15 protein-coding genes and 1 riboswitch are annotated in these 14,438 nt (G+C 66.0%); of the genes, 14 read left to right on the top strand and 1 reads right to left on the bottom strand.

Going from position 1 to position 14,438, the window contains the following annotated elements; all coding sequences use genetic code 11:
* The first annotated feature begins 42 nt into the window (after positions 1-42).
* The 11 genes from KV203_RS12770 (at position 43) to nrdE (ending at position 9,898) form a co-directional block, all read left to right on the top strand.
* On the top strand, positions 43-1,527 hold the full coding sequence (locus KV203_RS12770; RefSeq protein ID WP_066467772.1) for a flavin-containing monooxygenase: 1,485 nt from the start codon (positions 43-45) through the stop codon (positions 1,525-1,527).
* Positions 1,524-2,120 carry a TetR/AcrR family transcriptional regulator gene (locus KV203_RS12765; protein WP_066467499.1) on the top strand — a complete coding sequence of 199 codons (597 nt, stop codon included), beginning with the start codon at positions 1,524-1,526 and terminating at the stop codon, positions 2,118-2,120. Before KV203_RS12770 ends, KV203_RS12765 begins: the two co-directional genes overlap by 4 nt.
* 35 nt (positions 2,121-2,155) lie before the next feature.
* On the top strand, positions 2,156-2,686 hold the full coding sequence (locus KV203_RS20085) for a DUF3558 family protein (RefSeq protein ID WP_066467497.1): 531 nt from the start codon (positions 2,156-2,158) through the stop codon (positions 2,684-2,686).
* 45 nt (positions 2,687-2,731) lie between these two features.
* A complete protein-coding gene (locus KV203_RS12755) occupies positions 2,732-3,109 on the top strand; it encodes a hypothetical protein (RefSeq protein WP_066467495.1) in 378 nt (125 codons plus the stop codon).
* A 3-nt stretch (positions 3,110-3,112) separates the two neighbouring features.
* Entirely contained in the window at positions 3,113-3,271 is a 159-nt protein-coding gene (locus KV203_RS12750) for a hypothetical protein (RefSeq protein WP_157079686.1), read from the top strand.
* A 27-nt stretch (positions 3,272-3,298) separates the two neighbouring features.
* Complete coding sequence (locus KV203_RS12745; protein ID WP_157079685.1) at positions 3,299-4,708, top strand: hypothetical protein; 1,410 nt, start codon at positions 3,299-3,301, stop codon at positions 4,706-4,708.
* A complete protein-coding gene (locus tag KV203_RS12740; RefSeq protein WP_066467491.1) occupies positions 4,705-5,457 on the top strand; it encodes an ESX secretion-associated protein EspG in 753 nt (250 codons plus the stop codon). Before KV203_RS12745 ends, KV203_RS12740 begins: the two co-directional genes overlap by 4 nt.
* A gap of 62 nt (positions 5,458-5,519) precedes the next feature.
* Positions 5,520-6,656, top strand: coding sequence for a hypothetical protein (locus KV203_RS12735; protein WP_066467489.1), 1,137 nt, complete (start codon positions 5,520-5,522; stop codon positions 6,654-6,656).
* A gap of 336 nt (positions 6,657-6,992) precedes the next feature.
* Positions 6,993-7,223, top strand: coding sequence for a redoxin NrdH (locus KV203_RS12730; protein ID WP_066467487.1), 231 nt, complete (start codon positions 6,993-6,995; stop codon positions 7,221-7,223).
* A gap of 18 nt (positions 7,224-7,241) precedes the next feature.
* Positions 7,242-7,754 (top strand): class Ib ribonucleoside-diphosphate reductase assembly flavoprotein NrdI, encoded by a 513-nt coding sequence (nrdI, locus tag KV203_RS12725; protein WP_083529828.1) that lies wholly within the window; start codon positions 7,242-7,244, stop codon positions 7,752-7,754.
* A 62-nt stretch (positions 7,755-7,816) separates the two neighbouring features.
* Positions 7,817-9,898 (top strand): class 1b ribonucleoside-diphosphate reductase subunit alpha, encoded by a 2,082-nt coding sequence (gene nrdE / locus KV203_RS12720; protein ID WP_066467483.1) that lies wholly within the window; start codon positions 7,817-7,819, stop codon positions 9,896-9,898.
* A 73-nt stretch (positions 9,899-9,971) separates the two neighbouring features.
* Here nrdE and KV203_RS12715 read toward each other — a convergent pair whose 3' ends face one another.
* Positions 9,972-10,937, bottom strand: coding sequence for an AraC family transcriptional regulator (locus KV203_RS12715; protein ID WP_066467481.1), 966 nt, complete (start codon positions 10,935-10,937; stop codon positions 9,972-9,974).
* Positions 10,938-11,042: 105 nt separating this feature from the next.
* Between KV203_RS12715 and KV203_RS12710 the strand changes: the two genes are divergently transcribed.
* The 3 genes from KV203_RS12710 to KV203_RS12700 all read left to right on the top strand — a co-directional run bounded on the left by KV203_RS12710 (position 11,043) and on the right by KV203_RS12700 (position 14,428).
* On the top strand, positions 11,043-11,702 hold the full coding sequence (locus KV203_RS12710; RefSeq protein WP_066467770.1) for an NAD(P)-dependent oxidoreductase: 660 nt from the start codon (positions 11,043-11,045) through the stop codon (positions 11,700-11,702).
* A gap of 180 nt (positions 11,703-11,882) precedes the next feature.
* Positions 11,883-11,999: riboswitch (SAM riboswitch) on the top strand.
* A gap of 35 nt (positions 12,000-12,034) precedes the next feature.
* On the top strand, positions 12,035-13,306 hold the full coding sequence (locus KV203_RS12705) for an aminotransferase class V-fold PLP-dependent enzyme (protein WP_066467480.1): 1,272 nt from the start codon (positions 12,035-12,037) through the stop codon (positions 13,304-13,306).
* Positions 13,307-13,438: 132 nt separating this feature from the next.
* A complete protein-coding gene (locus KV203_RS12700; RefSeq protein WP_066467768.1) occupies positions 13,439-14,428 on the top strand; it encodes a peptidase associated/transthyretin-like domain-containing protein in 990 nt (329 codons plus the stop codon).
* Positions 14,429-14,438 lie beyond the last annotated feature (10 nt).

Here is a 14,438-nt window from a genome sequence, read left to right as displayed (position 1 = left end):
CAACTTGGATACTCTGCGTATGTGGATACGCAGAACATCTCGATTCCGGATCACCAGGCTGTGATCGTCGGTGGTGGCTTCTCCGGAATCGGCGCGGCGATCAAGCTCGACGAGCTCGGCATCCACGACTACTTGCTGGTGGAGGCGGGCGACGGGCTCGGTGGCGCGTGGCACTGGAACACCTATCCCGGTGTCGCCGTCGATATCCCGTCGTTCAGTTACCAGTTTTCGTTCGAGCAACGTCCCTGGTCCCGGGTGTATGCGCCCGGGAGCGAGCTCAAGGACTACGCCGAGCACTGCGCGGACAAGTACGGCCTGCGCGCGCGCACGCGACTGAACACGCGCGTCGTCGCCGCGGAGTTCGACGACGACGCGCATCTGTGGCGATTGGGGACCGACGGTGGGGAGCAGATCACCGCTCGGTTCGTGATCGGTGCAACCGGTGTGTTGACCCAGCCGAAGCGACCGGACATCGCCGGCTCGGACGACTTCACCGGCGATGTGATCCACACCGCCCGGTGGGATCACGACCTCGATCTGCGTGGCAAGCGGGTGGCGATCATCGGCACCGGTGCTTCCGCGGTGCAGATCATTCCCTCGATCGCCGCGCAGGTGGCCCAGCTGACCGTGTTCCAGCGGACGCCGATCTGGTGTCTGCCCAAGCTCGACGCACCGATTCCGTGGTTGGGCCGGCAACTGTTGGGCCGGGTGCCGGGGGTCGAGAGCGTCGCGCGGGTGGCGAGTCAGGCGTTCGTCGAACTGACGTTTCCGGTTGCCGCGCACTTCGCGGGTCTGGTGCCGGTGGCCAAGGTAGGCGAGCGTCAGGGGCGCGACTTCCTCCGCCGCCAGGTGCGCGATCCGGTCGTTCGGGACAAACTCACTCCACGGTACGGGTTGGGCTGCAAGCGCCCCAGCTTCTCCAACGACTACTTGCCGACATTCAATCGGGACAACGTGCTGCTGGAGACCTCGCCGATCGAGCGGATCACGCCGACCGGTATTCGAACCGTCGACGGTGTCGAGCACGAGATCGACGTCTTGATCCTGGCCACCGGGTTCAAGGTTTTCGAAGCCGGCAACATGCCGCCGTTTCCGGTGATCGGATCGCGCGGCGCCGACCTGGAGAAGTTCTGGGACAGCAATCGATTCCAGGCGTACGAGGGCGTCAGCGTCCCCGGGTTCCCGAATTTCTTCCTGATTCTGGGGCCCTACGGGTACAACGGCTCGTCCTACTTCAATCTGATCGAAACCCAGATGCGGCACATCACGCGGTGCCTGGGGAAGGCACGTGACGCCGAGGCGACCCGAGTCGAGATAACGACGGAGGCGAACGACCGGTATTTCACCGCGATGCTCGGTCGGCGGGGCAATCAGGTGTTCTTCCGGCCGGGCTGCGACGGTGCGAACAGTTACTACTTCGACAAGCACGGCGACGTGCCGATCCGTGCCGCGACTACTGCCGAGACAATATGGCGGAGCGCGCGATTCGATCTCGACGACTACCGATACGAGAAGCTGCCGGCGTGACCGTCGTCCGCCGGGAACGGCTCACCCGCGCGCAGAGCCAGCAACGGACGCGCGCCGCGGTTGTCGCTGCCGCGGTGGAATTGTTTCTGACCGAAGGATTTCGCACCACGTCGCTGGACGAAGTCGCCGCGGCGGCCGGCTATACCCGCGGCGCGGTGTACTCCAACTTTGCCGACAAGGCCGCGATGGGCATCGCGGTGGTGGACGAGCTGTATCGCCGGGAGGAGCGACGGCTCGCCGAGCTGATCGAAACCGAGCCGCCCGATCGGCTGATCGACGCGTTGTCGACCTGGGCCGAGGCGACCGTCGGCGACCCGCGCTGGATGCAGTTGGAGATCGAGGTCGCGGCGTTGAGCGGCGGAAACAATCGGGCTGCGACGGTCGAGCGGCACGCCCGACTACGGGCGCTGTGCCGCCGACTGATCGATCGATTCGTCGACGAGTCGGCGGGAGTGGACCGCGACCTCCTCGCGCTCGGGTTGGTCGGTATGGCGTTGGGGGTCGGCTTTCAGCGTGCTGCCGACCCGGCGATCGGCGGGGCGCAGGTGGGTGAGATGTTCAGGTTGCTACTGCCGGGGGCGTGTAGTCGATAAGTCGGAACCCGGCCGCGTTGACACGGGGGTTGTCGATGAGGGTGGTTCGGAGATCAGGTTTCGTCGTCGCGCTTGTGCTGTTGACGGCGATGGTGCTGGTGGGGGGGTGTGGGCGGAGCGTCGACGGGACGGCGGTGCGGTCGGCCCGAGCGGCGCCGTGGGACCCGTGCTCGTTGTCCGACGATGTGATCCGGCGGGCCGGATTGGATCCCGCGACCCGCGATTCGGCGTCGCTGGTCAACGGGGCCGGCGAACTCAGCTGCGAGTGGCACAATGACGACCTCTTCATGACACTCACGGCGATCGCGGGGGCCACGATCGAGCAAGTTCATTCGGGTCAGGGAAACCACGATTTTCATGATGCGATTGTTGGCAATCGTACGGTTACCACATATCGAGATGAGGGGGATCGGACCGGATCCTTTTGCTTCTTGGTCGTCCCGCTGGAGCCCGCTGGGATAGCGCTCATGCAAGTCTCACGCACTGCGTTCACCGAGGACACCACTCCGATGTGTGTCTGGGCGTACCGAGTCGGCGACGTGGTAGTTGCAGCGATGCCCCGCTGAGGCTAGCGTCGAATCAGTATCGGTGCCCATCGGGGGAGGGTCGCGATGTTCGTCGCTTCGTCCGGAGTAGATGTACTCCTTTCTTATGCCGCCTTGGCGAAGGCGGGTGATGTTCTGTTGGACGCGGAAGTCGCCGAGGACGCCGCCAGAGCTTGCGCGGAAGCGGTCGAGGGGCTGACAGAGCGCAGGCAGGCGATGTTTCGTCGTAAGGAAATGCTTCCGCTCGGCGAATTTCCTTGCGGTACTCAACTGGCGCAGATCCTGGCCGACGTCGCCCAGCAGTTCGTGGATCGGTTGGACGAGCACATCGTCTGTCTCCGCGCGATCCACGATATGGTCGGTGCTCAGGTAGCGGACTCGCTGACCACCGATCAGGAAACCAGCGACGCCTTTGCTCGGGTGACGAGCCAGATCGTCGGCTGACCGATGTCCGCTCCTTATCTGCCGTCGCCGCAGCCATTGATCCCGGGCATCGATCAGGTGGTGGCAAACTTACAGAGTCTGCCGGTGATCACCGGCAAGCCGGAACAGTTCGTCGGCCCGGCGGGTTCCGGGCCGCCGGACCTTTCTGCTCTGCCGCAGTAGGCCGGGCTGGTCGTCGAGCCCCGTGTGGTGCAGCCCACCAATTTCGATGCGTTCGAACACGCTCAGCTGGTCGCCAATGTGCAGCCGATCCAGCCCGAATCGGTCGACGGATTTCGGCAGGAGTGGGCGCGCGCGGCGAACGGGGTTGCCGACGTGTTCGCGACCTTGGCGGCCACGATCGGTCGCGCGATCGCCGACCGGTGGCAGGGCGCGTCCGGTGCGGCGGCCGCCGCCGCTATCGCGGGTTATGCCCGGGATGCGAACGGAATGGCTGATGCATCCAATCTGGTTGCCCGCCAGATAGGTTTGCTGGTCGACTCACTGGATCGGACCAAGCTGGATCTGCCGCCGGAACCTGCCGAGACGGTGCCGGGACGACTCGCCGGTCTGGTCGGCGCCGACGGATGGGACGACGAACGGCGTGACGCCGCCAGGCAACAGGCGGTGCATTTTCTCGACACCGTCTACTACGGCGGCGGCATCGTCCCGACCGCGCAGGGGCTTCCGGTGTTCCCTGCGGTGAACTCGCCGATTGCCGGCGGTCCAGGTCCCGTGAGTGGCGGCTCGACCGCGGAATCGGCTGGTGGTGGTCGGTCGGTATCGTCGAGTGAGGGCTCGGCTGGTTCGGGTGACGATTCATCCGGAGTAGGTTCCGGTACATACGGTTCGAGCTATTCGGGCGCGGGGACGACCGGATGGGGTAGCGGCGCCGGGGACGGTTCGATGGTCGACTCGAACGGTGGATCGACCGAACTCGACGAACGTGGCTACGGCGGCTCCATCGGGGCGGACGAGGGGTCTGCGGGCGAGGGGTCTGCGGGCGGTGCCACAACCGATGCCGTGGCTGTCCCCGGCAGCGACACGGGTGCTGCAGATCGTGCCGGCGCTGCCGGAGTAGATCGTGGCTCGAATGGAGTCGGCTCGGGCACGGATGCCGCGGCATCCGATAGTCCGGGGAAGACCGTGGCCGCCGATTACGGGCCATCGGTCGGCTCGGGGGCTGCACTGCCCGGAACCGGTACCTGCGGGACGAGTTCGGGCGTCGGGCCGCCGGGCGCGGGCTCGTTCACCCCGGGTGCCCCCGGTGTCGCCGGCCTCGGGAGCGGCGTTTCCGGCGGGGACCGGATACCCGGTGGATCGGGTTCCGGTGCACTCGGCTCCCCGCTGCTCGGCGGGGTCGCCCCAGGTGCTGGAGCGACCGGTCGCTCGCCGACGGCCGTCCCCGGCCGGCCGGGTTACCCGGGAATGGGTATGGCGCCCTTGGGTGGGCGTGGTAACGGTGACGACGATCGCGGGCGCACCGCGCCCGACTATCTGGCGAACGACGAACTACGACAATGGATCGCACGGCAGGCCGGGCGCTGGGGTACGCCCGTGATCGGAGCCGTGACCGATGTCGAGTCGCCGGACGATCCGTCCGGACCTGCGGACCGATGACGGCGTGGACCTTTCATCCACTGACCTATCAGGTCGGTTGGCGGTCGTTCGGTGCCGACCCGCCGTATCCGTTCCAGTATCGCTCGACGACCAGTGAGATGGCACGCTATACGCGGCAATGTATTTCGGCGTCCGAACAGTTCGAGGATCAGTTGGACGAAGCGCTGTATCAGGCGTTCGTCGTGATGATGAATCCGGATGTGCGCATCCACGTGTGCGGACTCGTCGGGCCTGGCGATGCCGACAAAGTTCGTCTGTATGCCGCCATGCGAGGCGCGGATGCGGTTCTGGCGCAGCAAAATCCGGGAGCCGGCCGGACCAGCGGTGGTTCGGTGCGGGTAACGCGGGTTCAGCGCGTGGGCTGCGGCGACGCCGTCGCGCGCGCATTGCCGAACGTTCGTGCCGGTACACAAAAGCGCATCGACGTCGACCACGACGAGCTTCCTGCGGGGGATGGCCCCGAGCCCCGAGCCACGTCCTGGCTACGTCCCGCGGATGCCGGTCCGACGCCGGTCGCCGATGCCACTCGGCTGCTGGCCCGTCCTCGCACCGGGATCGGGCGGATCGAGGTGTACCCGGGCGCGTCCCTCGGCGCGCGCGACACCGGCGACGGTCGCGACGTCCGCTGGCTCGATGTTCTCGACGACGGCCGTTATCTGCTGGTCGATCGTGCGCGCTCGATATCGATATCGCCGGGCGGGCCCGCCGCGCTCCGCGACGTCGTGCAGGAGCTGATAGCGCCCGGCTGATCCGGGATACCCGCCGGATCGTTCTGGGACAGTGGGTGGGGTCGGCAAGAGGAGGCCCACAAATGACGGATGAGCGACTCGCGCAGGTGCGGCTGTGGTGTGCGCAGGCCCGGATCGACGGCCCGTTCGATACCGGATGGCCCGCGGAAATCTCCGATGCGGCGGCAGTGCTGATCGCTTCCGCGCGGGTGGATGAGCAAACCCGCGCGGTGCTGCTGGCGCGGCATCGGGCGGATCGGCCGTTGCCGTCGATCGGCGGTTATGCGATGTTGCGGCGGCTGACCGACGAGCTGGCCAGGCTGCGGGAGCGGACCGGCCGGCTGCAGGGTGGTGCGGTCGCGGCGATGATCGACTATCGAGCGGCGGGTCTGGGGCGACGGTTGCAGACGCTCCGGTCGACGGTGGAGTCGGGGTCGGGGCATTACGCCAGCGGTATTCGAGGTATCCGACGTGACCGAAGGCTCGGCGTGCACCTGGAGCCGCGACAACGCGCCGCCGTGGTGACCGCGCTGTCCCGAACGCCGGTTCCGTTCGCGCCGTCGACGACCGAGCAGCTGCGCGGTGCGGCGGCCGATGCGTCGGCGCGCGCGGTTCGCCTGTCCGAGAACTCCGTGGTAGCTCGGATCTCCAAGTATCTGACCGTGCCAACCGGTGAGCAACGCCGGTTTGCCGATCGGTACGACACCCTGCTGTTCCTTGCCGCGAGTTGGTTCGACCGGATCGACAGATCCGAAATTTGGCAATCCGACTGCTTCGCGGTGCAGCGGCTACAGCTCGATCTCGCCGACGAATTGGTCCAGATCGCTGTCGACACGGTCGCGTTGCAGGAGATCGAGGCAGATCTGGTCGCGGTCGGTAGTGCCGCGGTGAACGGTCCCGAGCTCGCCGAGGGTCGGCAGGCCGCGTTGGCGGTGGTGTGGGATCAGCTGGTGGATCGGGTCGGGGCGCTGGGCCGGATCGGCGACGTACTTGCCGCGGCCGAGGAACGCGTTCGTGCGCTCGCCGCTGTCGATCGGACGGTGTCGTTGGACAGTCGGATCGACGAGCTGATCGCGCGGTCGGGCAACCGGGAGCTGTCCGCCGCCAACACCCGGTTCGTGGCCGAGCAGATGATCGACCCGGGCGAGGTGCTGGGCGCGCTGCAGGCTGCGGTCCATGACGACATCGTGCTGATCACCTCCCGAGCACGCTCCGACTGACCCTGCTCGGATGAGGTTCGGCAGCTGCGTCGTGTCGTCGTCGCGACACGCCGATCGGAGGCGGACGCGCCGGACTCGACGAGGTTACGACCAGGGAGTTTCATCCGTGTGAGTCGCAATATGTCGTGTCAGGTGACTGTGTCGGACACAAGGTGTAGTGTCTGGAGGGCACCGAGGTTGTACGGCAGTGAGGGGCCGCAAGGCCTCGTCCAGCAGTAGTTGGGTCGCCGTACGAGCGGTGTGATCGGCAGATGTGTGTCCGGAAGATCGACCCGCCGCGGGCGGCGATCGGCAGCGGCGCCGAGCAAGCGCATAACCAGTACCGAGGGGAACCCGATGACGATCACGGTGTACACCAAGCCGGCATGTGTCCAGTGCAATGCCACCTATCGGGCCCTCGACAAGGAAGGGATCGACTACCGGGTGGTCGATATCTCGGAGGATCCGGACGCCCGGGACTATGTGATGGCGCTGGGTTACCTGCAGGCTCCGGTCGTGGTGGCCGGCGACGCGCACTGGTCCGGTTTTCGGCCGGACCGGATCAGATCGCTCGCGGTCGCGGCCTGACGTTCGGGCGGAGCCTGAATGAACGAAAAGTCGGCGCGATGCTCCGAGCCCGGGTCTTTCGGGCGGCGCTCGGACGGTGAGCCACCCCGGCAGGTGGTGTACTTTTCCAGCGCATCGGAAAATACCCGGCGGTTCGTCGATCGGTTGGAGATCGCCGCGACGCGCATCCCGCTGCACGATCGCTCCGGCGACTTTCGCGTGGATGGGGAGTTCGTGCTCATCACGCCCACATATGGCGGCGGAATGCACATCGCGGGCCGCGATCGTGGGTTCGTGCCCAAGCCGGTTGTGCGTTTCCTGAACCACCCGCACAACCGCGGCTTGCTGCGCGGTGTGATCGCGGCGGGCAACACCAACTTCGGCGACACCTACTGCGCAGCCGGCGACGTGATCTCGGCCAAGTGTGGGGTGCCGTATCTGTACCGATTCGAGTTGATGGGAACGGTCGACGACGTCGAGCGTGTCCGTAAGGGATTGGGGTTGTTTTGGCAACAGCAACGACTGCACCGGCCGGAAGTGCGGGCCGGATAGAGCACGTCGCCGTTCGCGACAACGACTCGGCTGGGGAGCTCGATTACCACGCACTGAACGCGATGCTGAACTTGTACGGACCGGACGGCGAGATCCAGTTCGACAAGGACCGCGCAGCCGCGCAGCAATATTTTCTGCAGCACGTGAACCAGAACACGGTGTTCTTCCACAACGTCGACGAAAAGCTCGACTATCTGATCCGGGAGAACTACTACGAGCGCGAAGTGCTCGACCAGTACACCCGCAATTTTGTAAAGTCCCTGCTGGATCTGGCCTATGCGAAGAAGTTCCGGTTCCCGACTTTTCTCGGCGCGTTCAAGTACTACACCTCGTACACGCTCAAGACGTTCGACGGCAAGCGATATCTGGAGCGGTTCGAGGACCGCGTCTGCATGGTGGCGCTCACTCTGGCCGCCGGTGACGAGACGCTGGCCAGGCAATTGGTCGAGGAGATCATCTCCGGCCGTTTCCAGCCGGCCACGCCGACCTTCCTCAACTCGGGTAAGCGACAGCGCGGTGAGCCGGTGAGCTGTTTCCTGCTCCGCATCGAAGATAATATGGAATCCATTGGGCGAGCAATCAATTCGGCGCTGCAGCTATCCAAACGGGGCGGCGGGGTGGCGCTGCTGCTGTCCAACATCCGGGAGCACGGTGCGCCGATCAAGAAGATCGAGAATCAATCCTCCGGGGTCATCCCGATCATGAAGTTGCTGGAGGATTCGTTCTCCTACGCCAACCAGCTCGGCGCCCGTCAGGGGGCCGGCGCGGTATACCTGCATGCGCACCACCCGGACATCTATCGGTTCCTCGACACCAAGCGGGAGAACGCCGACGAGAAGATCCGGATCAAGACACTGTCGTTGGGCGTGGTGATCCCGGATATCACGTTCGAGCTGGCAAAGCGCAACGAAGACATGTACTTGTTCTCGCCGTACGACGTCGAGCGCATCCACGGCGTGCCGTTCGCCGACATCGATGTGACCGAGAAGTATCACGAGATGGTCGACGATCGACGGATTCGCAAGGCGAAGATCAAGGCACGGGAGTTCTTCCAGACCATCGCGGAGTTGCAGTTCGAGTCCGGCTATCCGTACATCATGTACGAGGATACGGTGAACCGGGCGAATCCGATTGCCGGCAAGATCACTCACTCGAACTTGTGTTCGGAGATCTTACAGGTGTCGACACCGTCCCACTACAACGACGATCTGTCCTACTCCGAAGTGGGCAAGGATATCTCGTGCAATCTGGGTTCGTTGAACATCGCCAAGGCGATGGACTCGCCGGACTTCGCGCAGACCATCGAGACGGCGATCCGGGCGTTGACCGCGGTGTCGGACCAGACCCACATCAACTCGGTTCCCTCGATCGAGCAGGGCAACAATGATTCTCATGCGATCGGGCTGGGTCAGATGAATCTGCACGGCTATCTCGCTCGCGAGCGGATCCACTACGGTTCCGAGGAAGGTATCGACTTCACCGATATCTACTTCTACACCGTGCTGTACCACGCTCTGCGGGCATCGAATCGGATTGCTCGCGAACGTGGTTCGCAATTCAAAGGGTTCCCGGAATCGAAGTATGCGTCGGGGGAGTTCTTCGACAAGTACACCGAACGAGCGTGGCTGCCGAAGACCGAGCGGGTCGCGCAGCTGTTTGCCGATGCGGGGGTGGCGATTCCGACTCAACAGGACTGGTCCGCGCTGAAAGCCGACGTGGCCGAGTACGGGCTGTACAACCAGAACTTGCAGGCGGTGCCGCCGACCGGTTCGATCAGCTATATCAATCACTCGACCAGCTCGATCCACCCGGTCGCTTCGAAGATCGAGATCCGCAAGGAAGGCAAGATCGGCCGGGTCTACTATCCGGCGCCGTACCTGACCAACGACAATCTCGAGTATTACGAGGATGCCTACGAGATCGGCTACGAGAAGATCATCGACACCTACGCCGCGGCCACCCAGCATGTCGACCAGGGCCTGTCGCTGACCTTGTTCTTCAAGGACACCGCCACCACCCGCGACCTCAACCGGGCGCAGATCTACGCGTGGCGCAAGGGGATCAAGACGCTCTACTACATCCGGTTGCGGCAGATGGCGCTGGAGGGAACCGAGGTCGAGGGCTGCGTCAGCTGCATGCTCTGAAGTCGGGGAGTGCGGATCTTCTCGACAAGAAGGCCCGGTACGGGTATCCCGGTCTCCCTGATGGGTCGTCTCGTCAGCCTGCGGCGCGGGGGCGTAGTGCTCCGGGCGTGCTGCCGGTCGCGCGGGTGAAGGCTCGACTGAACGATGCTTCGGACAGATAGCCGAGGTTCCGGGCGACCTCAGCGACCGTGGTGTCGCCGCGCGCCAAGCGGGCTTGCGCGAGTTCCATCCGGTACCGGGTGACATACCGCATCGCCGACTCGCCGACGAGCTCGGTGAATCGAGCGGCGAAAGCGGAGCGGGACATCGCCGCCTCCCGGGCGAGCGACTCGACCGTCCAGGGCCCGCCTGGATTCCGGTGCACCGCGCCGATCGCCCGGCCGATCTGCGGATCTTCCAGGGCGCCCAGCCATCCGGAGTGTGCGGCCGGGTCCAGCTCGAGCCAGGAGCGAATGGCTTCGATAACGAGGATGTCGGCGAGTCGCGTCGTAACCGCTTCGCCGCCGGGCCGTAGCTCGCGGAGTTCGGCTGTCATCAGCCGCACCGCATCCTGGATGCGGGCCTGCGCGTCGCCGGGTTCGACGTGGATGACCGGCGGCAGCACGTCCAGCACCCGGCCGACTGCCGGCTCGTCGAAACCGACGACCCCGCAGATGAGCGTGGTAGCCGCCCCACCGCCACCGCAACGCAACAGCGAATAGTGTTCGCTCACCATCAGCTGGGGGAGCTCGTCCACCCGGCCGATGATCGCGGCACCGGCTTCGCTGCGCAGCAGATGGCCCCGGCCGTGCGGTACCAGTGCCAGATCGCCGGCGCGGAGCAGCACCGGCGGCGAGTCCGCGACTTCGAGCCGGCAGTGGCCATGGGTGACCACGTGGAAGGCGAGGCAGTCCGCGAACGGGGGGAGGTCCAGGCCCCACGGTGCCGTCGCGTCGGTTTGCGAATAGAACACCCCGCGCATCCGCACCAGGTAGAGCGCCTCGCCGAGCCGGTCCCGTGGCTGCCACGGTTGATCCGGAGGATCGGGACGAATGGACATGTCATCGAGACTATCTGGCATAGATCGTCCGCAACAGGACGCTTAGCGTGGACTTATGTCGATGTTCTCGCCGTGGAGCATCACCGTAGAGAGGATGTGTTCGCCATGAACGTACTGGTCATCGGAGCCACCGGTGGTAGCGGCCGCGCGGTGGTCGCCGAGTTGCTCGCTCGCGGCCATCGGGTCACTGCGTTCTCCCGGCACGCAAGCGGGTTGGCTACCGCGCCACAACTGCGGGCTGTCGACGGGGATGCGACCGATCCGGCGGCCGTGGACGCGGTGGTGCCGGGTCATGACGCGGTCGTGATCGCACTGGGCATCAGCGAGAACCCACTGCGGGTCCGGTTGCGTGGTCCCGCCGGCACCGCCGCGGATGTGCGTAGTGCCGGCACCCGTCATGTGATTGCTGCCATGCAGCGCAACGGGATCCATCGGCTCGTGGTGCAGAGCACCTACGGTGTCGGAGCGACCGCCGGCCGGCTCGGAGTGGTCGACCGGCTGTTCTTCGCCGTGCTGATCAAGGGGCAGGCCGCCGATCATGAACGGCAGGAGCAGCTCGTGCGGGCCAGCGGGCTGGACTGGGTGATCGTGCAGCCGATTCACCTGCACGACAGTCGAGTCGGCGCCGGTGCGTTCGTGTCGGAGACCGGCGAGGTCGTCGGACGCAAGGTGTCTCGGGGCCAGGTTGCCACGGTGCTCGCCGATGCCGCCGAGAGTGTGGCGGGGCCGGTGCACCGGTCGTTGGCGGTTTCAGCGCGGGCCTGATCTCGCCTGCCGGACCGGACTGGCGCCGTGGACCGGGTGTGGAAGTGATCCAGAAACTGGTTGTCGCGGTCGTGGCCGGGCAGGGGTCGCGTCGGCGGCCGGCCACGCAGCGGACTACTTCGCCCGTCCGAACGAACTGCGCTTGACAGCGCCACCGAACCTCTGCCAATCTCTATGCCAGGTCATGAGTTCCAGCATCAAGCCCCGGCTCGCTGGACGGCAACCCTCCTCCGCGGTGGGGTGCTCCGGGTGACGACCAGGTCGCGCGTCCACATGGGCCCGTGGCAAGCGCGGACTCCTCACGAGCGAGTCCTTCATCGGAAGGATATGCCATGACAACCCTGCTGATCGATCCTGATGTTGCCCTCGCCGTCGACGAGCGAGTCGACACCACGACGCTTCGCCTGGTGGATGACGGTCTCCGAGTTCCTTTGGCCGACAGCCGAACCTGCGCGTATGCGAACTTCGACTATGCGGCGAGCGCGCCGGCGCTGGAACGGGTGGTCGACGCAGTGCGGTCGGCGCTGCCGAGCTATGCGAGTGTGCATCGTGGTGCCGGTGCGCCGTCGCGGGTCACTACCGACCGCTACGAGCGAGCCCGCGACACGATCGCCCGGTTCTTCGGTGCCGCCGAACCCGGATATCACGTCTGCTTCACCCGCAACACCACCGACGCGCTGAACTTGTTGTCCCGTTGTGTACCAGGCGATGTCGTGGTGTTGGAGATCGAGCACCACGCCAACTTCCTGCCGTGGGCCCGACGCCGGGTGGTCCCGGTCGCCGCGACCCGGTCCGACACGCTGGCGGCGCTCGAGCAGGAGCTTTCGGCTCGGCCCGCCGCGTTGCTCGCGGTGACCGGGGCATCCAACGTCACCGGCGAGGTGCTCCCGATCGGGGAGTTGGCCAGGTTGGCACACCGGCACGGCGCCCGAATACTGATCGACGCCGCCCAGCTCGCGCCGCACCGCCGGATCGACCTCTGTGCCAGTGGGATCGACTATCTGGTGGCATCGGGCCACAAGCTGTACGCGCCGTTCGGTACCGGCGTGTTGATCGGTCGCGCCGACTGGCTCGACGCCGCCCCGCCGTACCTCGCCGGCGGTGGTGCTTCGGCAGCGGTTACCCGGTCGGGTGTGGACTGGCACACCGGTCCCGCCAGGCACGAAGGTGGAACTCCGAATGTGCTCGGCGCCATCGCATTCGCCGCTGCCTGCGAGGTGTTGGCGGCCACGGATCGGGGGGCGCTCGTCCGCGACGAGCAGACGCTGACCGATCGCCTGCGGCGCGGTCTCGAGAGCATCGACGGGCTGCGCACGTTGCGTATCTGGCACGACGACGGCGACGTCGTCGGCATCGTGTCCTTCGTCGTGGCCGGCTGTGATCCGGCGGCGGTCGCCGAGTTGCTTTCGAACGAGTTCGGCGTCGGTGTTCGGGCCGGAAAGTTCTGTGCGCATCCGCTGCTTGCCGCGCTCGGATGCTCCGACGGAGCGGTACGCGCGTCGATCGGACTCGGCACCACGATCGACGACATCGACCGGCTGATCGCGGGTGTCCGGTGTGCGGTGACCGATCCGCGCTGCGCCCGCCGCACGCGATCGCAGTAGCTGTCGCGCTCAGCCACCCAGCGGACTCACAGCCGACTTCCAGCCGACATCCGGGCATCGGGTTCCCGGAGCTTCTAGCGTCGTAGCGACATCGCGGGGAAGACATCGCGACGACGAAAGGTGGCAGTGCTGATGCACGAGCATGATCTGGGTCTGGCCCATGACCTGCGGGTGATGTCGCGGCGGCGGTTGCTGGCGTTGGTCGGCGCGGCCGGCACCGCAACCGTGGCCGCGGCGTGCTCGACCGGCGGCACGGATTCGGGTACGGCGTCGACGGCCACGACCGGCGTAAACTCCGGCACGACGGCCGCGTCTGGTGCGGCCGGAACCGTCGCCGCCGCTCCGGAAGAGACCGCAGGCCCCTATCCCGGTGACGGCAGCAACGGGCCCAACGTGCTGATCGAGTCCGGCGTCGTCCGTTCTGATATCACAGCTAGCTTCGGATCGTATTCAGGTACAGCGCAGGGTGTTTCGATGACCTTAACGATGACGATGCAGGATCTTGCGAAGAACGGGGTGGTTGGCGCCGGGATGGCGATCTACGTCTGGCATTGCGACCGCGCCGGACAGTACTCGCTCTACGGCGTGAAGGACCAGAACTATCTACGCGGGGTCCAGGTAGCCGATGCGTCCGGGGTGGTCAGGTTCACCTCGATCTTCCCGGCCTGCTACTCCGGCCGTTGGCCGCACATTCACTTCGAGGTGTTCGACTCGCTGGAATCGGCGGTGGCCGGGGACAATGCGCGGCTCACCTCGCAGATTGCTCTGCCGCAAGAGGTGTGCGAGTCGGTTTATGCGACTGCGGGTTACGAGCAGAGCGTGCAGAACCTGTCGCGGGTGTCGCTGTCCAGCGACAATGTCTTCAGCGACGGGTGGGATGCGGAGCTGGCGACGGTGTCCGGCACGCCGCAGTCGGGGACCGAAGTGTCGATCACTATCGGCGTGGCGGACAAGTCACAGAACACCCAGGCCCCCGGTGCCGGTGGTGGTCCGGGTGGGCCGCCGGGAGGTTCCGGCGGGCCGGCAGGGTCCGGTGGCCCGGGTGGTGAGCCGCCGAGCGGCCCGCCGCCGAGTGGTCTGGGCGGCCCGCCGCCGAGTGGTGTGGGCGGCCCGCCGCGGTGACGCGCCGTAC

Source organism: Skermania piniformis, assembly GCF_019285775.1.
Lineage (GTDB): Bacteria > Actinomycetota > Actinomycetes > Mycobacteriales > Mycobacteriaceae > Skermania > Skermania pinensis.
Note: the sequence above shows the minus strand (reverse complement) of the source record. Positions and strands in the feature narration are given on the sequence as shown.